The sequence below is a fragment of the Larkinella humicola genome, from assembly GCF_008727875.1.
GTDB lineage: Bacteria > Bacteroidota > Bacteroidia > Cytophagales > Spirosomataceae > Larkinella > Larkinella humicola.
This window is the reverse complement of record NZ_VTWS01000002.1, coordinates 482,071-506,306: the sequence shown is the minus strand read 5'-3', so window position 1 is coordinate 506,306 and position 24,236 is coordinate 482,071. Positions and strand designations below refer to the sequence as shown.

At 52.8% G+C, this 24,236-nt stretch carries 19 protein-coding genes; 8 read left to right on the top strand and 11 right to left on the bottom strand.

Annotated elements, in window-relative coordinates:
- Positions 1 to 63: 63 nt before the first annotated feature.
- A complete protein-coding gene (locus F0P93_RS10005) occupies positions 64 to 510 on the top strand; it encodes a PepSY-like domain-containing protein (RefSeq protein ID WP_150876215.1) in 447 nt (148 codons plus the stop codon).
- Here the strand turns inward: F0P93_RS10005 and F0P93_RS10000 are convergent, their stop codons facing one another.
- The gene (locus F0P93_RS10000; RefSeq protein ID WP_150876214.1) at positions 511 to 2,724 is read right to left on the bottom strand and encodes a S9 family peptidase; all 2,214 of its coding nucleotides are present in this window, start codon (positions 2,722 to 2,724) and stop codon (positions 511 to 513) included.
- 221 nt (positions 2,725 to 2,945) lie between these two features.
- Between F0P93_RS10000 and F0P93_RS09995 the strand changes: the two genes are divergently transcribed.
- From F0P93_RS09995 to F0P93_RS09970, 6 genes are all read left to right on the top strand, one after another.
- A complete protein-coding gene (locus F0P93_RS09995; protein WP_150876213.1) occupies positions 2,946 to 3,545 on the top strand; it encodes an RNA polymerase sigma factor in 600 nt (199 codons plus the stop codon).
- A gap of 66 nt (positions 3,546 to 3,611) precedes the next feature.
- Positions 3,612 to 4,679 (top strand): FecR family protein, encoded by a 1,068-nt coding sequence (locus F0P93_RS09990; protein WP_150876212.1) that lies wholly within the window; start codon positions 3,612 to 3,614, stop codon positions 4,677 to 4,679.
- A gap of 171 nt (positions 4,680 to 4,850) precedes the next feature.
- A complete protein-coding gene (locus F0P93_RS09985) occupies positions 4,851 to 8,198 on the top strand; it encodes a TonB-dependent receptor (RefSeq protein WP_150876211.1) in 3,348 nt (1,115 codons plus the stop codon).
- A 16-nt stretch (positions 8,199 to 8,214) separates the two neighbouring features.
- A complete protein-coding gene (locus tag F0P93_RS09980; RefSeq protein ID WP_150876210.1) occupies positions 8,215 to 9,858 on the top strand; it encodes a RagB/SusD family nutrient uptake outer membrane protein in 1,644 nt (547 codons plus the stop codon).
- A 200-nt stretch (positions 9,859 to 10,058) separates the two neighbouring features.
- Positions 10,059 to 11,540, top strand: coding sequence for a sulfatase (locus F0P93_RS09975; protein ID WP_150876209.1), 1,482 nt, complete (start codon positions 10,059 to 10,061; stop codon positions 11,538 to 11,540).
- A 62-nt stretch (positions 11,541 to 11,602) separates the two neighbouring features.
- Positions 11,603 to 13,198, top strand: a complete 1,596-nt coding sequence (locus F0P93_RS09970; protein ID WP_150876208.1) for an arylsulfatase — start codon at positions 11,603 to 11,605, stop codon at positions 13,196 to 13,198.
- A gap of 66 nt (positions 13,199 to 13,264) precedes the next feature.
- On the opposite strand, the gene F0P93_RS09965 is transcribed toward F0P93_RS09970, so the two are convergent.
- From F0P93_RS09965 to nusB, 7 genes are all read right to left on the bottom strand, one after another.
- Positions 13,265 to 14,917 (bottom strand): amidase, encoded by a 1,653-nt coding sequence (locus F0P93_RS09965; protein WP_150876207.1) that lies wholly within the window; start codon positions 14,915 to 14,917, stop codon positions 13,265 to 13,267.
- A 96-nt stretch (positions 14,918 to 15,013) separates the two neighbouring features.
- Positions 15,014 to 15,634, bottom strand: coding sequence for a dephospho-CoA kinase (gene coaE, locus F0P93_RS09960; RefSeq protein WP_225309434.1), 621 nt, complete (start codon positions 15,632 to 15,634; stop codon positions 15,014 to 15,016).
- A complete protein-coding gene (locus F0P93_RS09955; protein WP_150876205.1) occupies positions 15,631 to 16,419 on the bottom strand; it encodes a YbbR-like domain-containing protein in 789 nt (262 codons plus the stop codon). The genes coaE and F0P93_RS09955 overlap by 4 nt, the downstream gene beginning before the upstream one ends.
- 97 nt (positions 16,420 to 16,516) lie before the next feature.
- The gene (gene yajC / locus F0P93_RS09950; RefSeq protein ID WP_114404134.1) at positions 16,517 to 16,834 is read right to left on the bottom strand and encodes a preprotein translocase subunit YajC; all 318 of its coding nucleotides are present in this window, start codon (positions 16,832 to 16,834) and stop codon (positions 16,517 to 16,519) included.
- Between the two features lie 74 nt (positions 16,835 to 16,908).
- Positions 16,909 to 17,346, bottom strand: coding sequence for a DUF1573 domain-containing protein (locus tag F0P93_RS09945; protein WP_150876204.1), 438 nt, complete (start codon positions 17,344 to 17,346; stop codon positions 16,909 to 16,911).
- 83 nt (positions 17,347 to 17,429) lie between these two features.
- Positions 17,430 to 17,732, bottom strand: a complete 303-nt coding sequence (locus tag F0P93_RS09940) for a YtxH domain-containing protein (RefSeq protein WP_114404132.1) — start codon at positions 17,730 to 17,732, stop codon at positions 17,430 to 17,432.
- A gap of 62 nt (positions 17,733 to 17,794) precedes the next feature.
- On the bottom strand, positions 17,795 to 18,964 hold the full coding sequence (gene nusB / locus F0P93_RS09935; protein WP_225309433.1) for a transcription antitermination factor NusB: 1,170 nt from the start codon (positions 18,962 to 18,964) through the stop codon (positions 17,795 to 17,797).
- Between the two features lie 221 nt (positions 18,965 to 19,185).
- Here nusB and F0P93_RS09930 point away from each other — a divergent pair, with 221 nt between their 5' ends.
- Entirely contained in the window at positions 19,186 to 20,967 is a 1,782-nt protein-coding gene (locus F0P93_RS09930; protein WP_150876203.1) for an ABC transporter ATP-binding protein, read from the top strand.
- Positions 20,968 to 21,380: 413 nt separating this feature from the next.
- On the opposite strand, the gene F0P93_RS09925 is transcribed toward F0P93_RS09930, so the two are convergent.
- From F0P93_RS09925 to F0P93_RS09915, 3 genes are read right to left on the bottom strand one after another with little or no spacing between them, the layout of a single operon-like run.
- Positions 21,381 to 21,938 carry a GNAT family N-acetyltransferase gene (locus F0P93_RS09925; RefSeq protein ID WP_150876202.1) on the bottom strand — a complete coding sequence of 186 codons (558 nt, stop codon included), beginning with the start codon at positions 21,936 to 21,938 and terminating at the stop codon, positions 21,381 to 21,383.
- 9 nt (positions 21,939 to 21,947) lie between these two features.
- Positions 21,948 to 23,048, bottom strand: a complete 1,101-nt coding sequence (locus tag F0P93_RS09920) for a mandelate racemase/muconate lactonizing enzyme family protein (RefSeq protein ID WP_150876201.1) — start codon at positions 23,046 to 23,048, stop codon at positions 21,948 to 21,950.
- A 5-nt stretch (positions 23,049 to 23,053) separates the two neighbouring features.
- On the bottom strand, positions 23,054 to 24,205 hold the full coding sequence (locus F0P93_RS09915; RefSeq protein ID WP_150876200.1) for an amidohydrolase family protein: 1,152 nt from the start codon (positions 24,203 to 24,205) through the stop codon (positions 23,054 to 23,056).
- Positions 24,206 to 24,236: the final 31 nt, after the last annotated feature.

The window sequence follows — 24,236 nt, the reverse complement described above, 5'->3', positions numbered from 1 at the left end:
GTAGGGGTACACTTGCGTTGAGGGGTCATGGTTTCGATTTGAACATAACCTCAACTAAAACGTATGAAAACAGTACGCTTCGTCCTCTCGGGTTTATTGATTTGGGGCCTTACGGCTTGTGATCAGGAAAAAAATGTGACACCCGAAGCCTTGCCACAAAATGCACAAAACTTCATCCGTACGCATTTTCCACAGGAAACCATCCTGCAAGTGGTGAAAGAGCGTGACGGTTTGACCACCGGTTTCGATGTCATCCTGAGCAACGGTTTTGATCTGGATTTCACCAAATCCGGCGAGTGCACGCAGGTAGACGGGAAAGACCAGGCGATTCCGGATGCGGTGATCAATCCGGAAAAAATCCGCACCTACGTGCAAACGAATTTCTCCCAACAAACCATTGTCAGTTGGGAGAAAAACGAAAACGACCGCGACCGTTACAGTATTGAGTTGTCGAATGGGCTGGATCTGAATTTTGATAAAAACGGCGATTTTCTGCGTGTTGACGACTGATTAGTCGACCGCCCCGTTTTTCAAATACTTCTCCAGATATTCCGTATACTGCTGATAAAGCAGCAGTGAACTGGTGCTGTTGTAGGCCACGCCGTGCGCACCCGGTGGATAAATGCGCAGGTCGGCGTCTTTCCCGGCGTCTTCCAGCGCATTCATCAACTGCATGGTGTTCCGGACGTGAACGTTTTCATCCATCGTCGAATGCGCGATAAACAGTTTACCCTGGAGGTTTTTAGCGTTCGGCGAAACCGCGCTTTTCTGGTATTGGGCGTCGTTTTCGGGCAGCAACCCCATGTAGCGTTCGGTGTAAATGCTGTCGTACAGCCGCCAGTCGGTGACGGGGGCACCCACGAGCGCAACTTTGAAAATACCGGGGTGGGTCAGCATCGTATAGCTGCTCATGTACCCGCCATAGCTGTGTCCCCGGATGGCCATCCGGCCACCATCGATCCAGGGCAGCGTACCCAGGTATTTGGCGGTTTCAACAAAGTCCCGGCTTTCGTACTGGCCGAGTTTTTCGTAAACCACTTTCTCAAAATCAGAACCGTAGCCGCCACTGCCCCGGTTGTTCACACTCACAATGACGTAACCCTGTTGCGCCAGAAACTGGTGCCATCCGGACGTATTGAACTCATTGTAAACCGATTGTGCACCCGGTCCACCGTAAATGTCCATCACCACCGGATACTTTTTGGTGGCGTCGAAATCGAGCGGTTTCAGGATTGAAATGTCGATTTTCTGTCCATCGGACGTCGTGAAATGGGTCAATTCCTTCGTCGCGTAGGCATAGTTGCTGATGAATTTCGTCACGTTGGCGTTGGTTTCCAGCGGTTTGATGAGCTTGCCTTTGGTGTCCCACAGTTCTACGCGGGTGGGCGTGGTGGTGTTCGAAAACCGGTCGATGTAATACTGGCTGTTGGGCGCAAAATCGATCTTGTGCCGGCCCGCTGACTGAGTCAGTTTCCGCTTGTTTTTTCCGTCAAAATCAACCGCATACAGTTGCCGGTCCAAAGGCGACTGTTCAGTCGAGGTGTAGTAAATCTTCTTATTTTTGGCGTCGATGTTGTGCACAAAAACCACTTCCCATTTGCCCTTCGTAACCTGATTCAGCAGTTTTCCGGTATAATCATACCGGTACAGATGCGCCCAGCCATCCCGCTCCGAAACCCAGAAAAACTCCTGCGAATTGGCCGGAAAATAGAAATAGTGCATGATACCGGCGAAGAAATCGAACACATCGACCCAGGTTTTCGACGTTTCCTCCATAATCTGCTTCGCGTCGCCGGTGCGGGCGTTGGTCAAAAACAGTTTCAGGTGGTTTTGCTTGCGGTTCAGGTGCACCACCGCCAGTTGCCCTTCCTGCGACGTCCAGTAAATGCGGGGAATATAGCCGTCGCCCAGCTCGATTTTCATCCATTTTTGCTGGGTGTTGGACAACTCGACGACGCCGATTCGGGCGGTCGGATTCTTGTCACCCACGCGCGGGTAGGGGAGCTTTGTGAAGTTTTCGTCAAAGCCCTTGTAATCGGTCATGGCGTAGATCGGCACTTCGCGCTCGTCAATCTGCCAGTAGGCGATGAACTTGCTGTCGGGCGACCATTCCCAGGCCTGCGCCAGACCAAATTCTTCCTCGTAGGCCCAGCCAAACCGGCCGTTGTAGAGCGAGGGAGCGGCATCGTTGGTGAGCTGCGTTTCTTTCAGCGTGGCAAAGTCAAACACATACAGATTTCCGTCCCGCTCGTAACCAATCTTCAATCCGTCGGGTGAAAGTTCAGCAGTTTGGGCGTCTTTTGCAACCTGCTTCAGGCTTTTATCGGCGACACTGTACACGTAATAATCCGAAATGCCCGAGCGACGCCAGACGGGCCGGAAGTTGGTTTGAAACAACAGATTTTTGGAGTCTTTCGACCATTGAAACGATTCATAGGTAAACGGCTGGCCGGTTTCGGGAAACTGGAGCGCACTGCCGTCAAAAACCACCTCTTCGCGCTGGTCTTTGGGCGAAAATGATTTAATCACACCCTGGTCGATAAAAGAAAAACGGGTCCCGCCATCGATCCAATTAACGCTCGAAGGACCTTGTGAACCAGCGAGTTGACCGGACGCGGCCAGCGCCTGTTGCAGATTTTGAAACCGTTGCTTTTGTTGGGGAAAAGCGGGAAACTGAATAAAAAGAACGAAAAGAAATTGAAACGAAAATAAGGTACGGAACATAAGGCCAGTCAGCGTGAAGTGTGTTCAAAAGTAGTGAAAAAATGAATTCGATGGCGTATCTGAACTCCGACCGATTTCTTCCGTACGATAGACACATTTTAAGAAGTAATTGTACCTTTGGTTTGTACTTTAGTGATCTTTCAGGCTATAAGAGAAAGCGAACCGGCTGATTTTTGGATCAAAACCGTCGGATTAGAGCAACTTTTTACTTCAGCACGTTGATGCCTTTTTCGGAAACTACGGACGATAAAGCTTTGTGGCAGGCCTTCAAACAGGGTGACGAAACCGCCTTTGGGGTGCTCTACCAGCGGTATGTCCGGGTGTTGTTCAGTTACGGTAAAAAGCTGTCCCGCGACGATCAGGCGGTTGAAGATGCGGTTCAGGACCTGTTTGTGGATTTGTGGCAAAGCCGTAGCCGCCTGAGTGACGTGGAATCGGCCCGGTTTTATTTGTTTCGATCCCTACGCCGGAAGATTCACAAGGCCCTTCGGCCCGATCAGCTTGCCTCCGAAAGCTGGGAAATGACCGACGAGTGGCGGCTTCCGACCAGCCCGGCGCAGGAAACGGAGGTGATCAATGCCGAAATGCTGCAAACACAAACCGCTGATTTGCAGGCCAAACTAAAAAAATTGCCGCTTCGCCAATACGAAGTCCTGATGCTCTACTATTACCAGGATTTCAGCTACGCCCAGATCGCGGACATTCTGGCGATCAACGAACAATCCGTCCGGAATTTGCTGCAACGCGGGCTGCATAAACTCCGTCAGTTCGCTTTTCTGTTTAGCACCATCCTGTTTTTTTTTTCTTCGCAAGTGAGTTAAACCGCGGCTTCAATTTCTCTTTCTTCCTAAAGGCATAATCTAATTACGTAGCCAAAAAGTAATAGGATGGAGTACGCGGATTTCGATTTGGAGGATTTTTTAAAGGAGGAGTCCTTCAGACAATGGGTGTATGCACCGACCCCGGAAACCGATGCTTTCTGGCGGCAATTTCTGGACAGACATCCTGAAAAACAGCCGGTTGTCGACCATGCCCGGATGGTTTTGCAGGCAATCGATGAAGCCGTCATCCAGGATTATCCGGACGAGAACCAGGTCGAACGGATGTTTACGAACGTCCGCGAACGCATGCAACCCGCCCCCATGCACCGATTCCCGCTCCCGTGGCGCTGGCTGGCGGCTGCCTCCATTCTACTTGGTCTGGGACATTGGGTCTACCAGAAAAACCGCCTTCCAACGCAGTATGAGCAGTTGATCGATCAGTCGTCTACGGCTTTGCTGGAAAAAGTCAACCAGTCGGATCGGCCTCTGACGGTTCGTCTGCCCGACCAAAGCACGGTTCTGTTGCAGCCCAATAGCCGAATTAGTTTCGCCCGGGATTTTGGTGGTCAGGCGAAACGGGAGGTGTATTTGACCGGTGAAGCCTTCTTTCAGGTGACCAAAAATCCCGCAAAACCGTTCTTTGTGTACGCCGACGAACTGGTTACCAAAGTGCTGGGCACCAGTTTCTGGATCAAAGCCGCCGAAGCGGGCAAGCAGGTGGTGGTGCAGGTGAAAACCGGCAAAGTCTCGGTTTTTGCCCGAACCGACAGCCGTGCCAATGCGATGCAGGCCAACCGGGAACTCGAAGGGGTGGTTTTGACCCCCAACCAGCAGTTGGCCTTCTCGCGCGACGAGGTTCGGATGAAGAAATCGCTGGTGGCTGAGCCGGAACCCATTCATCCCCACAACTTTGAGTTTAAGGATGCGCCTGTCGCTCGGATCTTTTCGGAATTGGAGCAGGCCTACGGAATCGACATCGTATACGACGAAGAACTACTGGGAAATTGTCTGTTAACGGCCTCTTTAGCTGAAGAACCACTTTTTGAAAAGCTGACGCTCCTTTGCAAAGGCATCGAGGGTCATTACGAAATCGTTGACGCACAGATTGTTATTTCGGCAAAAGGCTGTCAATAAATGGAGCAGATAGGTGCTGAGAACCAAGGGTTCTCGTAAAATGTATAGCTAGTCTAGTGATTTAATTTACTAAATTCATCCTCATTACTAAAAAATGAAATACTTTCGCCCCTCGAAAAGGGCAGGCGAAGCAAACGACCCTTATCCCAATACACCTAATAAACTGAATACATGAAAAAAAATCTCCCTACCCTGTACTCCTGGCGAATGGCTCTGAAGCTGAGTTGTCTGCAACTGCTCCTTTCGGGACTGGTAACCAGCATCGCTTTAGCGACCGGTATCCGGGCGCAGGCTATCCTGAATACCAAAGTGACGATACAGATGCAGAATCAGGACGTGAAAACGGTTCTGGCGCTGATCGAAGAGCAGACCAAAGTAAAGTTTCTCTACAGCACAAGCCTGATCCAGGCCGACCGGAAAATCTCGCTGAATGTGCAGCGTGAAAAGCTGGGGACGGTTTTGGAAGACATGCTGAAACCGTTGAATCTGGGCTATGAGGTATCCGGTAAACAGATTATTCTGAACCGCATGCCCGGTGTGGCCCCGGCAGTTAAACCCAATTCGTCGCCAGAAGCTTCGCTGCTGACTCAGCCGGTTGAGGAAGTGATTTCGGGAACGGTTTCGGACGAAAAAGGCGGAGGTTTGCCCGGCGTTTCCATTGTGATCAAAGACACCCAGCGCGGTACTACTACCGACGGAAACGGCCAGTTTCGCATCAGTGTGCCGGATAAATCGGTGACGCTGGTGTTCAGCTTTGTCGGTTATCTGACGCAGGAAATCCCCATTGGTTCCAAAACCACGCTAAGCGTCGTTCTGAAAACGGACGAAAAAACCTTGAGCGAGATTGTGGTGGTGGGCTACGGCACCCAGAAAAAGCGGGATTTGACGGGCGCGATTTCCTCCATTTCCAGCAAGGACATTTCCGAAACCCCGGCGGCCAACTTTCTGTCGAATGCCCAGGGCCGACTCGCCGGGGTCGACATCGTCCGGGCCAACGGCGCTCCCGGTTCCAATCCCACCATCCGGATTCGTGGAAACCGGTCGATCAACGCCAGCAACAACCCGCTGTATGTCATCGACGGCATTCCGACGGATGTGAATATCAACGACTTCAATCCGAACGACATCGAGTCCATGGAAGTGCTGAAAGATGCCAGCGCCGTAGCCATTTACGGGTCGCGGGGAGCCAACGGCGTCATTCTGATCACAACCAAACGCGGAAAAGAGGGGAAAGCCGTGTTGAGCTACGATGGGTATTACGGCATCAAAAAGGCCAAGAAAGACCTGAACCTGATGAACGGGAATGAATTTGCCCGGTACGCCCGGATTTCGCGGGGACTCGCTCCCGACAACGCCAGCCAGGACGCGGCTTTGATGAGCAGCCTGGAAATCGACAACCTGAGCAAAGGCATTTCGACCGATTGGCTGGATCTCATTCTGCGCGACGGTGTTCAGCAAAGCCACCAGCTTTCGGCCAGCGGAGGGTCCGAAAACACAACCTATTACCTGTCCGGTTCGTTTTTCGATGAAAAAGGTGTCCTGCAAAAAAGCGATTACCGCCGGTATTCGTTCCGGGCCAACATCGACACCAAATTGACCGAACGGCTGAAGATCGGCGTGAGCGCGACGGTATCGACCGACCTGCAAAACGTGATGTCGAACGCGCCGTACAACAACGCCCTGCTTTTCTCGCCCCTGATCGAACCCTACAATGCGGAAGGGGCTTTTGTGGCCTATCCAAACCCCCGCGAAGGCAATACGACCAGTCCGCTGCTTGAATTTCAGCCGAATCAATACGTCGATGAAACGAAGAAATACCGGGTTTTTGCCACGCTTTTCGGGGAATACCAACTCGCGGATGGGCTTACCTACCGCCTGAACTACGGCCCGGATTTCAGCACCTACCGCCGGGGGAATTACTCCGGAACCCTGGCGGGCGGTACGAGCCGGGCGACGGTCGAGAACCAGCAGAACTTTGCTTACACGCTCGAAAACCTCCTGAGTTACAACAAGAAATTCGGGCAGCATTCGCTGAACGTGGTCGGGCTGTTCAGTACGCAGAAAAACCGCTTTGAATCCTCAAGTGCCAGCGGCCAGAACATTCCGATTGAAACGTCCTCGTTCTACAACCTGGGGAGTTCGGGCACCGTTACCGGCATCACCAGTTCGCTGACGCAGTGGGGATTACTGTCGTATATGGGCCGGGTCAACTACGGGTTTAAAGACCGGTATCTGCTCACCCTGACCGGACGCGCCGACGGTTCCTCACGCTTATCGAAGGGCAACAACTGGGCCTTTTTTCCGTCAGTTTCGGCGGGCTGGGTGATTTCGGACGAAGCCTTCCTGGCGGGCAATACCGTGCTGTCTTTCCTGAAACTGCGCGTGGGCTATGGCGAAGTGGGCAACACGTCCATTGCGCCTTACCAGACCCTCGGCGGACTGAGTCGCTCGATTTACGCCTTTGGCACGGAACCGGGCTACGGCTATGGATTGAGCATCATTCCGAATCCCGATCTGAAATGGGAAATATCCAGGACGCTCAATGTGGGAGTTGATTTCAGTTTCCTGCGCGACCGGATTTCCGGTTCGCTGGAACGCTATGATACCAAAACCAGCGATTTATTGCTCAGTCGCCTGATTCCGATTTCGTCCGGTTATGCGTCGGTGCTGCAAAACATTGGTGCCACCCGCAATCGGGGCTGGGAGTTGACTTTGAATGGCAACGTGGTCAATAGCCCTTCCGGTTTTAAATGGGACGCCAGCCTGAATCTATTCTCGAACAAGGAGCAGATTGTCGACCTGTTCAATGGCCGGGATGATGTGGGAAATCAATGGTTTATCGGACAACCCATCTCGGTTTTTTACAATTTCAAACAACTCGGTATCTGGCAAACCAGTGAAGCCACCCAAGCAGCCGCCGAAGCTAAACAACGCCCCGGTGACATCAGGATTGCCGACGTCAATGGCCGGGATGCCGCCGGGAATTTGACCAACCAGCCTGATGGCGTCATCAATGCCGACGACCGGACGATACTGGGTTCCATCGTGCCGAAATGGAGTGGTGGGATTACCAACCGGTTTAGTTTCAAGGGGATCGACTTTTCGTTCCTCGTCTATGCCCGCCAGGGGCAGATGCTCCGGAGTGATTTTCACAATCTGGGTGGCAATCAGTGGCAGGGGCGCTACAACAGCCTGAATTTTGATTACTGGACACCCGACAATCCGACGAACAAAATCCCGTTGCCGTATGCGGCTTCGGCGCCCTTGTATGCCGATGCGGTTCGCTTTTTCGATGGCTCGTTTGTCAAAATCCGCAACATTACGCTGGGGTATTCGCTGCCGAAAAGCCTGCTGGCCAAAGCGCACATTTCGAGCCTGCGGCTGTATGCCACCGCCGACAATGCTTTTATCTTTTCGCCCTACAAACTGGTTGACCCCGAAACGGCCACCGGCATTGTGGGCGGCAGCACACCGATGACCTCGGCTACGTTTGTATTCGGTATGAATCTCAAATTCTAAGCGACCCGTACAAGTCATGAAAAATAGCACTACCATTCTCAGCCTGGCCCTTCTGCTGGTCGGTCTTTTCTCCTGCCAGAGCGTGCTGGAAGAAACTCCCGTTGGGCTCGCCACCGCTGATAGTTATTATTCAACTCCCAGCGGTTTGGAAGACGGGCTGAAAGCCGTCTATACGCCATTGCGCCGGTTTTACGGCCGCGAAGAAGCTTTCTTCCTGACCGTTACGGGAACCGACATGTTCACCAACGGTTTTGGTGGCGTGACCAATTATCCCGATATCAACAATTATTCCGCCAACTTTCTGGGTTCCAATGCCTTTGTAACGGCGGTTTGGGATAATTTTTACGTCGGGATCAACCAGGCCAACGCCGTTATCAACCGCGCTCCGGGCGTGGCGGGGGTAACGGAAGCCAATCGGGCGCGCATCATCGGGGAGGCCCGTTTTCTGCGCGCCTTGTACTATTTCCATCTGGTTCAGCAGTTCGGCGACGTCCATTTTTCATTGGAAGAAACCATCGGTGTGCAGACCACGGCGAAAAAAACGCCCGCCAAGACGATTTATGAGCAGGGCATCGTACCGGATCTGCAATATGCCATTGAACACCTGCCCGCCAAAGCCGCTATGTACGGACGGATTACCAAACCGGCTTCGGAAGCGCTTCTGGCCCGCGTTCAACTGACGCTGGGGAATTGGGCCGAGGCTGAGCGGCTGGCCAGTCAGGTAACGAAAGCGTATGACTTTCAGATGATTAAACCGTATGGAAGCCTTTGGGATATTAATAATGATGCCAATGCGGAGGTCGTCTGGTCGGTGCAATACACCGCCGATCCCTTGACGAACGGGGCCGGTAATGAAAGCCATTTGTTCTTTTTGTTCGATTATACCCAGAATCCGACCATCATTCGGGATTTGCCCAATGGCCGGGCCTATCAGCGGTTTATGCCGACCAACTACCTGATCAAGCTGTTCGATCCGTCCAAAGACAGCCGTTGGGAAGGCTCGTTCAAAACCGTCTGGTTTGCCAACAACCGGGGTACGATTAACGGAAAAACCGTGATGCCGGGCGACACGGCCATTAAAATTGTCCCGTATTCGGTGCCGGATGCTGCTCAGACTACGGCACCTTACTGGTACATCGACTTCAAGGATACGTGGGTGGGCGCGTCGACGATCACCAACAACGAGATTGGCGGAGGGCAGCGCCGACGGTTTCCGGTGATCAAAAAATACATCGATCCGCTGCGGACTAGCATCAATGCCACCGACGGTCGCCGGGATTTTATCGTGATTCGGCTGGCTGAAATGTACCTGATTGCCGGGGAGGCCGCCTGGCGTCAGAACAAACTGCCCGAAGCGGCTGCTTATTTCAACGTGGTGAGAACCCGCGCGGCTCTGGCTGGCAAAGAAAAAGACATGCAGATCACCACGAGTGACCTCAGCCTGGAATTTGTGCTGGACGAACGGGCGCGTGAACTGGCGGGTGAAATGCACCGCTGGTATGACCTGAAACGCACCGGCCAGTTGCTGGCGCGGGTCAAAAAATACAACCTCGATGCGGCTCCCAACATCAAGGAGATGCACCTGGTTCGGCCCATTCCGCAGACCCAGATCGACCGGGTGACCAATCCGGGTGAGTTTACCCAGAATCCGGGTTATTAAAGAAAGAAAAACGACCTTGGGCAGCCCACGGTTTTAACCGTGGGTCCAAAAAAACGACCCAATAATTTAATGGGAACCGTTTTAACGGTTTTGGGGCTTGAATAAACCGTTAAAACGGTTCCAATGCATTCGATTGTTTTGCCTTCATGCCCCACGGTTAAAACCGTGGGCTGTAAAAAACGGGGTTATTCGTATACAGGATGAAATGGATTTTGTTTTGCTCGTTTGCCTTCGGCTTGCCGGGTATACTCGCATTGATTCGACCTGCACAGGAACGGGTCCAACGTCCGAATGTGCTTTTCATCAGCATCGACGACCTGCGTCCTGACCTCAAATGCTACGGCAATCCGGTGATTCATTCGCCCCATCTGGATCGGCTGGCGCAGCAATCGGTGCTTTTCACGCGGCAGTACGTCACCCAGCCGACCTGCGGGGCGTCGCGCTACAGTTTGCTCACCGGGCGGCTGCCGCGCAATCCGGTGGACATTACGAATGAAGCCCTTGAAAAGCAGGTGTCTGGCAAACACTGGACGGAGGAGCCGGAGACGTTCATCGACCAGTTGCGCCGAAATGGGTATTACACCGTCGGGATGGGCAAGATCAGCCACTCGCCCGATGGCTATGTCTATGGCTACAACGACCCAAAAAGCAATCAGTTGGAACTGCCGCATAGCTGGGACGAAATGCTGTTTGATCCGGGAAAATGGAAAACGGGCTGGAACGCGTTTTTTGGCTACGCCGACGGTTCGAACCGGCAGGGCCGGCAATCGAAAGTCAAACCGTATGAAGCCGCAAACGTAGCCGACGAGGACTATCCCGACGGATTGACGGCCAATTTAGCAGTAGCGAAACTGAAGGAATTGGTGGGGCGAAAACAACCGTTTTTTCTGGGCATCGGTTTTTTCAAACCGCATCTGCCGTTCAACGCGCCCCAGAAATACTGGGACCTGTATGACGAAGCGAAAATTCCGCTGACACCATCTCCCACGATACCCGAGCACGTCAGTCCGGCCAGTTTGCACGAGAGCGCCGAGTTCAATCAGTATGCGCTGGGCGACGAACAGGCTTCGCTGGAAAAACCGGTTTCGGATGCCTACGCCCGCAAATTGCGTCATGCCTACTACGCCAGTGTGAGTTATACGGATGCGCAGGTGGGCAAGGTGCTGGAAGCCCTGAAGCAGTTGGGAATGGCTGAAAATACGATTGTGGTGGTCTGGAGCGATCACGGCTGGCACCTGGGCGATTACCGGGTTTGGGGAAAACACACGATTTTCGAGCAAGCCGTTCGCAGTGTGCTGATCGTCAAAACGCCCGGCATGAAAACCGGTGCGGTTCGGAACGAAATCCTGAGTTCGATAGATATTTATCCCACCCTGATGGCGTTATGCGGGGTAAAAACACCGGCCACGCTCGACGGGAAAAGCTTCAGTAGTCTCCTGAAAAAAGGCAAACCGGCTGCCTGGGATGAGCATGTCGCCTACAGTTATTTCAAGCGGGGCATCACGGTCCGCACGGATCGCTATCGGTTCACTCGATATTTCCGGGCGCAGGAACCCACTGTCGAATTATACGATCACCGCACCGATCCGAACGAAAACCGGAACGTGGCCGACACCCATCCGGACGTCGTGAAGCAGCTTATGCCGGTTTGGGAAAAAGGCAATACGGGGGTGTTTAAATGAAGCCGACCGGGGCGTGAAACCGGTACGAAATCCTTAAAAACAAACGCTAACGACCTGAAACAATGGTACTCAAACTCTTAGTGGCTTTTCTGGCTTTGACGTTCGTTTTTTGTCCCGCCCTGCAACCGCCGGAGAAAAAACCGAACATTATCCTGATTCTGGCCGACGACATGGGCTATTCCGATATTGGCTGTTACGGCTCCGAAATCCAGACGCCCAACCTGAACGAGATGGCGAAAAACGGCCTTCGGATGCCGCAGTTCTACAACGCGTCGCGCTGCTGCCCAACCCGGGCGTCGTTGCTGACGGGCCTGTTTCAGCACCAGGCGGGCGTGGGTGACATGGTCAATACCCGACAGCAACCCGCCTACCAGGGCTACCTCAACCAGCAGTGCGTTACGATTGCGGAAGCTTTAAAACCGGCAGGCTATAAAACCTACATGGCCGGAAAATGGCACGTCGGCACCAAACCGGCAGGCTGGCCCGTGAAACGCGGTTTCGACCGGTATTTTGGGTTGATCGACGGAGCGAGCAGTTATTTTGGCAAGGACCCGTATCGCCCCAACCAGAAACTCACCATCGCGCTGGACGATCAGGAATACACGCCGGAAAAAGGCTATTACGCGACCAATGCCTTCGCCGATCACGCCATTGAGTTCATCGGACAGACTCCCAAAGACCAGCCGTTTTTTCTGTACATGGCCTTTACGGCTCCCCACTGGCCTTTGCACGCCCTGCCCGAGGACATTGCCAAATACCGGGGTGCTTACCAAAAAGGGTGGGACAAACTACGGGAAGAGCGGTTTCAGCGCATGAAGGCAATGGGAATTCTGGCGAACAATAGTTCGCTTTCACCCCGTGATGCATCCATTCCGGCCTGGGATTCATTGAGTGAGCCTGAGAAAAAAGATTGGGAAGACAAGATGGCGGTTTATGCGGCCATGATCGACCGCATGGACCAGAACATTGGCCGAATCCGGCAAAAACTGAAAGAAATGGGGCAGGATCAGAACACGGTGATTCTGTTTTTGTCGGACAACGGAGCCAGCCACGAAAACATCGGAACCGGCAATTTTCTGCCGGCCATTTACGAAAGCAGCAAAAAACCGTCGAGCGACCCAACTTCTTTTACGGCCTACGGAAAACGGGGGGCCAACCTGAGTAATACACCTTTCCGGTTCTACAAACACTGGGAATATGAAGGCGGAACGGCCACACCCTTTGTCGCCTACGGTCCCTCGATTGTGAAACCAGGCAAGATCGACCAGCGCCCCGCTCATATCATCGACGTTATGACAACCTGCCTGGATCTGGCGGGAACTACGTACCCGAAAACGCACAAAGGCAACGCCATCACCCCGGCGGAGGGCGTAAGTCTGGTGCCGGTGTTTCGGGGAGCCGCCTGGAAAGGCCACGATGCGCTCTATTTCGAACACGAAGGCAACCGGGCCGTTCGCCAGGGCGACTGGAAACTGGTGTCGGAATTTCCGTCCAACCAATGGGAACTCTATAACCTGAAAACCGACCGGACCGAGCTACAGGATTTGAGCGCGAAAGAACCGCATCGGGTCAAAGCGATGGCGGCACTTTATGACGTCTGGGCCAAACGCGCCGGGGTGATTCCGTTCGCGGAACTTGCCAAAGCCAAAGGTGAGTAAATACTTTAGGGGCAACATGCAAAGGTACACCCGGTTCTTTGAACTTCGTGCCGCCAACGCGGATGTTCAAAGAACCGGGTGTTTTTTGTGAAAAACCGTGGCATCCTGATACATTTTGGCCACCGCCAGCAAGCGCCCTTCGTCGAACAATTGGCCCATGAACGTGATGCTGGTGGGTAATCCCTTCGCATTGAACCCGTTGGGAAGAGCCACGCACGGGTGACCGGTGAGGTTGGTCAGCGTCAGGTTGGCGTTGCCGTAGGTGGGCGTGATGTAGACGTCGAAACCCTTCATGGTTTGCGCCATTTCGTTGATGAGTTTGGTCCGAATACGGTTGGCCTGAATATATTCGACCGCCGGAATAAATCGGGCGGAACGGAAGGAATTCGGCCAGGCATTTTTGACCTGACGTACCAACTGATCATCCTTGCCCGAACGCGTCAGCTCGTCAAATGAAGCAGCGGCTTCGGCACTCAGAATGTGCGACATTTTGCCCACCGGAATGTCTGGCAATTCAAACGCGACCAGTTCCGCACCGAGTTTTCGCAGTTTTTCCAGCGTGGCCTGATCGTTGGCTTTGGTGGGGTAATCAGCGTCGAAGGCTTTTTTTAGATACCCAATCTTGAGGCCTTTCAACGAAGCCAGCGGAGCATACCGGAACGGAGCCGCGATCACCGTCGGATCGTGTCCATCGGGTCCGTAGATCGCATTGAAAACCAGCGCACAATCTTCGACGGAGCGGCACATCGGCCCGATTTTATCCATCGACCAGCTCAAGGCCATGGCACCGTAGCGGCTCACGCGCCCGTAAGTGGGACGAAGGCCGGTTACGCCGTTGACGTTCGACGGTGACACAATGGACCCCAGCGTCTCGGTGCCAATTGCAAAGGGCAATAGTCCCGCCGAAACACTGGAGCCCGAACCGGCGGAGGAACCGCTGGAACCCGTCGTTGGGTCCCACGGATTGCGGGTTTTTCCGCCAAACCAGACGTCGCCCATCGCCAGTTCGCCCATGGTCAGTTTGGCACACAAAACCGCCCCGGCTTTTTCCAGCCGCTGAATGATCGTGGCGTCGTAATCCAGCGTTTGATTCTGATACGGGACTGAACCCCAGGTCGTTTTGTAGCCTTTTTTAGCGAATAAATCTTTGGCTCCGTAGGGAATCCCGTGCAGCGGTCCCCGGTATTTTCCGGCTTTAATTTCCGCATCGGCCTGCCGGGCCTGTTTCAGCGCCAGTTCGTCGGTAAACGTGACGACGCAGAAGAGTTTGGCGTTGTGGGTTTTCAGCCGGTCGAGGAAGAATTTAGTCAGTTCTTCGGAGGTGATCTGGCGGGTTCTGAGTAGTTCGCCCAGTTGAGCGACGGAATAGTACGCGAGATCGTCGCGGTTGGCGGGCAAAGCGGTTTTGCCAACCGGGCTAGCTTTGAACGACGCGGCTCCCTGCGGAAGTTTGAAACCGTCGGGTAAGGGATTGAAATACAGGGCCGGAGCGACGTCGTTGCTCACGTCAATTTTCCGGAGGGCTTCGTAATTGCTGCGGTAATTGGTGAGGTTACCGAGCATGGAATCCCGCTCGGTTTGGGTGAAGGTCAGGCCGAACACCCGGGAAGCGGCATCGACCAGCTCGGCGGTGAGCGGTTTGGCCGGATCGTCGTCGGTGACGAAAGCCCCCGCCAGAAAGCTGAACGCGCAGGCGGCCAGAAAGTAGCGTTTTTTCATAGTTATGTATCCACCAGTGTAATCTCGTACAGCCAAATTACAAAATAGCTTCGAGGAAATACGGACTTTAGACTGCAGGTACGTAAAAAAGGCGGATTACAAACCGATCTGGCAGAAGGTTTCGTGGAGCCGCAGAACCTGCGGAATCAGCAGTTGGGTCTCATTATTATAAATCACATAATCCGCCATTTGAACCCGCTCTTCGTCGCTCATCTGCCGGCTGATGATGTTTTTGATTTCCTGCTCGGAACGGTGCGGATCGCGCTGGTGAATGCGTTGAATGCGAAGCTCCAGGGGCGACTGAACCACAATCAATTTGTCAAGGTTATTGCCGTCTTCACCCGCAGCCCGCAGCAAAGCCGCTTCCTTGATCAGATACGGTTTGTCGGCATAACCACGCGCCCAAAGCTCGGTATCGGCATACACCCGCGGATGAATCAGCGCGTTGAGTTGCAGCAACAGGTCGGGTTTGGCAAACACCTGAGCGGCCACCCAACTCCGGTTGTAACGCCCGGCCTCGTCATACGCTTCCGATCCCAGCAGGCGCGTCACGTCCGATTTGAGAATGGCATCGTGATCGACCAGCCATTTGGCGCGTTCATCTGCCGAATACACGGGAATCCCGAGGGCTTCGAAGATGCGGCAAACCGTGGTTTTTCCGGAACCAATTCCGCCCGTAACCCCGATCAACAAAGGTCTTTTCACTGATTGACTCATTTTTTACGGACCGATTTGGCTTTGGCCGATTTCCCGGTTTTTTCCGATTTGGTCGATTTAGCCGGTTTTACGGGTTGGGGAGGAGGGGGCGGGGGAAGCGGTTGCAGGAGTTCGGCCACTTCAAAACTAACCGAAACCTGGTCGGCACTGGCCCGTATGAGCGGATGACGCGGAATGGGCAGTCGTAATTCCTCATCGTAGCTTTGGGTCAGCCGCCGGGCCGGAATCTTCACTTTGATGGTATCCGGCATGGCCCGAAGCAGGCGGGCCGGGCCTTCAAACCGGATCCGGCGTGGGGTAACGTTGATCAGACTGGAAACCACCATGCTTTCGGCCAGATCGATGCCCGAGCTGTCAACTACAATCGGAACTTCCTGGGCTGCCAGCCGGTCGAAATTCAACGCCAGCGTATCACCGGCCACAAAATTGACCCGAACGTCGTTGGCGTGATCGGTCAAAGAAGCCGCCAGCGAAGCGGTATTGATGTATTTGGTTTCGAGCGGACGGGGAACGGAATACCGGATGGGTTGAGACCGAAACGGCAGCCACGACTTCCGGAACAGCTTCCAGCCATTGCCGGTGATGCTGACAGTAATGGTTTTGGGAAGGGGCGTCGTGGGAACGTACAATTTCTGGTCGTAAACAAACTCAATCGGATACTGCACGCTGACCGTATAGTTGTTCTTGTTGAGCGCATTCAGCAACCAGATGACGGCAGCCGCCAGCAGACACAAAACGAGTGTCGGCAATTGAACCGGGCGGGGTTGGGTGTTGGTTAGCGGCACAGTTGCAGAAGGGAATGATGAGTTATGAATGATGAACGATGAATTACTTTACGCTGCCATTCATCGTTCATCATTCATAACTCATCATTATATTTAATTACGCCGGTAATTTAACCGTTGCTTCGCGGGAGATGGCGGTTTTTTCAAACGTCAGTTTCACGCCTTTGTCCACTTCCACCACCACCGTCGTGCCTTCTACGGCGTATACTTTGCCGTGTAAACCGCCAATGGTGACCACGCCGTCGCCTTTTTTCAGGTTCTCAATGAAATTCTTCTGATCCTTCTGCTTTTTCTGCTGCGGACGAATCATGAAAAAGTAGAACACCACAAAAATACCGACCCACAGGACGATGTTCCAAACCATGGAATTGGACGAGCCGCCCGGTACTTGTGCTAGAATAGAAGGGAAATTCATGGTAACGAATAGTGGTTTAAAATGAATGGGTTTGATGGAGGATGCGTGGATCAGTTACTGGTACTGAACAGGGCTTACTGGGCGGTTTTGACGCTGCTGGAATCCCGGGGATTTACCATCACGCGGAAAGCGAGTTCGCTGTAGGCCGGGTCCGTATTGGCATAAACGGTGACGGTTTTGTTCTGAACGCCCCGTTTCCCCTGGCTGTTGAACAGCACTTTGATGGACGATTCCTGGCCGGGCTCGATCGGTTTTTTAGGCCATTCGGGCGTTGTACAGCCGCAGGATGCCTGAATGTTGTTGATAATCAACGGAAATTCGCCTTCATTTTTGAACTTGAAATTCCGCGATACCGTATCGCCTTCGGTAATGTCGCCAAAGTCGTAAACACCCGTGTCGGTGAACACCATTTTAGGCATTTTGCCCGACAGCTCTTTCGTTGAGTCTTTCTGGGTCTGGTTGCAGGCCGTAACACCGGCGAGAAGAACCAGACTAAGGAGGAAGTTTTTCATTACTTTTTTTAACGAAATGGAGGGTCAGGAAGGGAATCGATTCAGTCGAAACCGACTCACTTCCTGGCCATTAGATAGGCTTGTTATGCGCCCTGCTGCTTGATCTGCGCCATCAGACGATCGACATCTTCCAGCAGTTTTTCCGCTTTTTCGCGGGCATCGCTCACGACCCGTTCGCCCTCGGTTTTGGCCAGGCTTTCGGGGAGTTTATCGGTTCTTAACACATCATCCAGCAGGTAGCGAAGTTGTTCGCGGTATTTTGACAAACGATAGGTTAACCGGTCACGGGTAACGGCGCCTTTCTCGGGCGCATAGAGTAGACCCAGTGCGGCACCAGTTACGCATCCCGTTACAAAGGCAATCAGGGTTTGACTTGTTCTGCTCATAATCGTGCTTAGTTATCAGTTGTTCGTCTTTATAAACGAGAAACAACCGGAAACGGGTAAACTTATTTATTGTCCATCAAACCACGGCCACTTTTGCGAAGCTGGCCGGAGGTTTTTAGTTTTTCGGATAAGCTATCCAGAATACCGTTGACAAATTTGCCACTTTTGGGCGTACTGTACAGCTTTGCCAGTTCGATGTACTCGTTGATGGTCACTTTTACCGGAATATTCGGAAAATTCAGCAACTCGGCGAGTGCCAGTTTCAGAATAATTTTGTCCAGTTGTGCCACCCGCTCCACATCCCAGTTGGTCAGTTGCTCGGCCAGCAGGCTCTCGTATTCGGCGTCGTTTTCCAGGGCTTTTTTGTACAGTGTTTCCAGAAAATCCCGGTCTTCTACCCAACCTTCGGTCAGCGCCACGAGTTTCAATCCTTCCGGCCCCTGCACGGATTTCAGCGTTTTGATGGCCATACTCCGCACAATTTCGCTGTTTTCGGACCAGCTCAGGTCCATTTCCTCGAAAAAGCTCCGGGCCGGTTCCTGCTTCAGCAACACATTTCGCAACACGTGCTGCGCCAGTTGCTGGTCTTCGTCGGCCGTATGCTGTTCGGATTCGCAGTAGGTGCGGTAAACGTCGTCTTCTTTCAGCACATCGTTGTAGATGGTCCGAACCATCTGACGGTCGTCACCCCACTCGATTTTCCGGCGAATCTGCTCGACCTCCAGCGGTTTGTGTTCGCGCAGGGCCTTGATAATCCGGTTGCTATCCAGTCCCGATTCTTTGGCGATCTGGCGGGTATCCAGGTTTTTGTAGGTCCGTTCCCGGTCGATCTGCGCCACGTGGGCCAGCTCCAGGAGCAGGCTCAGCAGCCGGATGAGGGAGTTATCGAGCGTCCGAACGTCATCGACCAGCGCCTGCAGCACCCGCTGACGTTCCCGGGTCAGGCTGTTCCGATAATCCACCAGCGCCTGGTTGGCGGCTACCAGCACTTTACGCGGTATTTCCTCCTCTTCGGGCGGTTTTCCTTCTTTTAGTCCTTCTTCAAACAAAACCGTAGCCAGTCGGCGGTAGCCTTCCAATTGCTGGAGGTTCTGCACCTCCATCGAATTCAGGTCACGCTGAAAAGTTTCGGTAATGGTATCGACAGCCGCCTGCCGATTGGATAATTCGGATTGTCGCAGGGCATAAAAAGCCTGCATGACCTTAATCCGCAATAAACGTCTGTTTAGCATTCTGGTCCGGCAAGAAACAAAGAACTCGGTTCGATATTTCGAAGATTGGTAATTGGGTACAAAAGTACGGAAAATGTCTTGAACTATACTTGTCTTCACCGGCGAAATACCGGTTCAGGACGAATACCGGTCAACCTATCGTGTCGATAAACTATTCCGGCCCGATTTCTGTTACCAGCCCATATCCCTGATTTGTTTCATTGAAAGACGTCTGCTGATTTGTGAAAGCACTTTCCCACCTCAATAAATACCTGCTGAAATACAAGTGGTACCTCATTTGGGGAACCGCTTTCACCATCATTTCCAACCTGTTCGGGATTATTCCGGCGCAGTTGGTGCGGTATTCGCTCGATCTGGTGAAAGAAACGCTCGACATTTATTTTCTCTACAACGGCAGCCGCCTGCAAAGCAATCTCTACGATGTGTTTGCTTTCAGCATTCTGTTTTATGGGTTGCTGATTCTGGCGATGGCGCTCCTGAAAGGCTTTTTTCTGTTTCTGGTGCGGCAAACGCTGATCGTTATGTCGCGGCACATCGAATACGACCTGAAGAATGAAATTTACGCGCATTACCAGACGCTGCCCCTCAGTTTTTTCCGTCAGCACAACACCGGTGATTTGATGGCCCGGATTTCTGAAGATGTCAGCAAAGTGCGGATGTATGTTGGACCCTCGATCATGTACGGGCTGAACCTGATCACGCTGTTTATCCTGGTAATCAGCTACATGGTTTCGATCAATGTCCGGCTAAGCCTCTACGTGCTGTTGCCATTGCCGGTTCTTTCCATTGCGATTTACGTAGTTAATACGATCATCATCAAACGTTCGGAAGAAATTCAGCGGAGTCTTTCGCGGCTTTCGACCTTCGTTCAGGAAGCGTTTTCCGGCATTCGGGTGCTCAAGGCGTTCGTTCGCGAAGACAACTCGGCGGCTAATTTCACGACTGAAAGTGATGTCTACAAACAGAAATCCCTGCAACTGACCCGCGTCGATTCCCTGTTTTTTCCGCTCATCATGCTGCTCGTCGGATTCAGTAATGTGCTGGTGGTGTATGTCGGAGGTCAGGAAATTCTGACCGGGCGACTGACGCCGGGCAACATCATGGAATTTATTCTGTACGTCAACATGTTGACGTGGCCGGTGATGGCCCTTGGCTGGACAACGAGCCAGACCCAGCGGGCGGCCGCGTCCCAGCAACGGATCAACGAGTTTCTGGCCGTGAAAACCGATCTGGTTTCCGAAAAATCGCTGGAACGGGAAATTGTTGGCGAAGTGGAGTTTCGGAATGTGCGGTTTGTCTACCCGGATTCGGGCATTGTCGCGCTGAAGGATTTTAACCTGAACGTCAAAGCGGGCGAAACCGTCGCCATTCTGGGAACCACCGGTTCGGGCAAAAGCTCGCTGGCCAATCTGCTCACGCGGATGTATGACCCCACCGAGGGCGAAATCCTGATCGACGGGATTCCGCTGAAGGATTATAGCCTGATGAGCATTCGGCGGCAAATGGGCTACGTGCCGCAGGAAGTGTTTCTGTTTTCCGAAACCATCAGCAACAACGTTAAATTCGGGATGCCCGAAATGCCGCAGGAGAAAGTGGAGCAGGCCATCAAAGACGCGGATTTATACCAGAACATCATCGCTTTTCCGGAGCAGTTCGACACCCGGATTGGCGAGCGGGGCGTTACGTTGTCGGGTGGTCAGAAACAGCGGCTTTCGATTGCCCGCGCCATCGCCCGCGACCCTAAAATCCTGATTCTGGACGACTGTTTATCGGCGGTGGATACCAACACCGAAAATATCATTCTGAACAACCTCCACCGGATCATGGAAAACCGCACCTCCGTGGTGATTTCCCACCGGGTTTCGTCGGCCAAACTGGCGGATAAAATTCTGGTGCTCGATGAAGGCGAAGTGGTTGAACACGGCACCCACGAGGAGCTGTTGGCGGCCAACGGCGTTTACCGCGAACTGTATGAGAAACAGTTGCAGGCGGAGGAAGTGTAAAAATTTCTGGTAATTTAACGTGAAATACGGTTACTCAGGCTCCAGCGGAGCCTTCTGTCAATAGTATTTAAGCGATCAGGTCAAATATAAGCTCCGGAGGAGCGTCCTTGCGATTTCAGGACGCTCCTCCGGAGCTTATGTTTATTTATACCTATTTTCTATAAACAGAGAGCCCCTCCGGAGCAAACCCATCCATAATTCACGTTAATTTAGTGTGTTGATATGACACAGATCGAATTTATTAAAACATTTGAGACCTTCTCTGCCAAGGACCGACGTATCATCGCACGGAAATAGCAGGTGCGGTTGCTTGACGACCTCTTTGAAAAACTTGATGCTGAAATGCCTGACGTTGAGATCACAACCGAAGAGATTCAGACGGAAATAAATGCCTACCAGAGTGAAAGGTGATTTCACCGCCAATCCCAAACCAGCACATTCCAGCTTTCGGCAGAAACCGGGTTGTCATGCGAGTGAATGATTCGAAACCCGACCCGTTCGTGTGCCCGTTGCGACCGACGGTTGCTTGCCGCTACTTCGGTGATGGCCAGTGAATAAGAGGGACTCAGTTTCTCCCGAAACAACCCATACATCCGATCAAAAATCCCCTGACCCCGGTAGCCATCCGCCACGCAGATTTGTCCCATGACCACGTAATTCGACTGGCTGAGTAACTGGTCCTGGTAGGGAAGCTGGTTGAGCAGTTCGAACATGGAAACCAGAACCGGGATTTCGTTGCGGAATGCGGGGATCATCGTTAGGCAGTAACCAACCACCTCATCATCGTTTTTGGCAATTACACTAGGGGCGGCTTCATTCATCCGTCGAAGCAGCGGCAGGGTGTGCTCAACGGTTAAAAATCCCTGCCTTTCGATCAGTTCGGCAGACAGCGCTTTCTTGAGATTTCTCTGCTGCAAATCCAGAATGCCCCGCAAATCCTGATCCGATTGAGCGGTCGTAATTGTAATCATAGGGTTCAACTAGCTAATCTCAATTCTCTCCATACTAGCCAGAAAGGTTTCGTCAATGGTAGCACCGATTCCCGGCCTGGTTGGCAATTCAATTTCGTATCCTTTGTACGTGACGCCCCCCAAAACCGGGTCATCAGCGTGTTCAAATGGCGCATCCAGATCGTAGAACGAGATATTTCGCCGGGCGGAAGCAAAATGGGCTTTGGCCGTGATGGCCAGCCGGGATTCCGACATGCAACCGATCATACACGGGATGCCGGCCGCTTCGGCAATGGCGTTGATTTTCTGGGCGTTAAAAATTCCCCCACTTTTCGACAACTTGATGTTGAAGTAATCGACGGCTTCTTCCTGCGCCAGCTGCAACGCATCCCGATGGTTGAACAGCGATTCGTCGGCCATGATGGGAACGGTCGTCTTGCTCCGAAGGCGCTTCAGGTCGGCAATGGCCCAGTGCTTGACGGGTTGTTCGCAGTATTCGATGTTCCAATCCTGAATGGTTCTGAGCACGTTGACTGCCGTGACGTAATTCCAGCCCTGGTTGGCATCCGTCCGAATAGGAATGCCGTCGCCCACCGCTTCCCGAATCACTTCCACACGCCGGATGTCATCGCGCTGGTTGGTGCCGAGCTTCACTTTGATTGCTAAACCGCCTTTTTCTTTGATCCGAACAGCGTCGTCAGCCATGCGTTCCGGCGAATTGAGGTAAATCGTTTCGTCGGTGACCAGCGTAAACCGTTCGCCACCCAGAAATGCGTACAACGGCATTCGGGCCGCCTGGGCGGCCAGATCGTACAGTGCCATATCGAACGCACTTTTCACCGTTGGATTGTTGGGTAAATATGCATCCAGCCGGTTCAGATTACCTTCAATATCCAGCGCATTCTGACCAATGAGCAGTTTGCCAAAATCGCGGGCGGCTGCAAAACCGGTTTCCTGCGTTTCGCCGACAATCATCCAGAACGGCGAGCCTTCACCCCATCCCACCAACCCGTCGGCGTGAATCCGGACGAGCAGATTCCGGGCATTTTCAATCGTTCCCAGCGAAATAGCGATGGGTGCTTTGAGCGGAATGTTGTACTTGAAAACGTCGATGTGGGTGATTTTTAGCATTTTATTTAGTTCGGAAACTGCGATTTGTCCAGGCCCGGAATAATCCGCAGGGCATTTTTGTAGTAGACTTTTTTCAGCACCTCGTCGGGTAACGCCATGCCATACATGCGCCAGAACGCGTGGTATTTTTTGTGGTATGGGAAATATTCATCGTCGGTTTCCAGCACGCGGAAATACGTTGCGTACTCCGACGGCACCCAACTGTCTTTTCCGAACAGAATCCGGTCCTGGTATTTTTCAAAGAACTTCCGCGACGCCCGGGGCTGGCGACCGAGTTCGGCAATAACCGCTCCGATTTCGACCAGCATGTTCGGGAATACCTTCATTAGGCTATCTAATTTCACCAAATCATTCGGATACCAGCCCATGTGGGCGTTGATAAACGTCGTTTTCGGGTGTTTCCGGAACACATTGTGCTGCTCGGCAATCAGTTGTTCCCACGAGACCGGGTTGTCTTCCGACCGCTTGCGGCCGGGGTGGGTTTTCAGTTCCAGCCAGCGTTCGTTGAAGCGGTCCATCGGGTCCCAGAAAGGTTTCGGGTCGGCGGTGTGAATCAAAACCGGAACGCCCAACTGACCGCATTTGGCCCAGATCGCGTCCAGGCGCGGATCGTCTACCCGAACGCGTTTCCCTTCCGTATCCTTCACATTGAAGCCCAGACTTTTATAGATTTTCAGGCCTTTTGCGCCGTTTTTGATGTCGTCTTCCAGCAGTTTGACGGCCTTTTCCGTCCAGCCGGGTTCGCCCAGATTGGCAAAGTTGATGTTGGTAAAAATCGCCAGCCGCTTTGGATATGATTTCTGCACATTGGCCAGCGCATTTCCGAGAAAAGTGCTGCTTTCGGCTACGTTCGACGTAAAACCGCGTCCGCTCAGATTGACCATGATGCCCATGTTCAGGCTGTCCATCTGGGTCACCAGTTTCCGTAAATCCGTCCGGTCCATGTCATACTGGTGGTTGTGAACGTCGATAAAGGGGTATTTGGCGCGGGTGATTTTGTGTTCCGGGGTCTTCAAAGTCGAAACCGGTTCATACTCTTCAAAATCAATTGGGCCGTTGGCGGTTGCCACTTTCGGCTGGGCGCGGGCCGACAGGATGAGGAGAGAAAACGCAGAAAGCGCGGTGAGGTGGCGCAGATTTCGCAGAGATAAAAGCATCGTTTATCAGGTCAATGAGTGTAAATGAAAC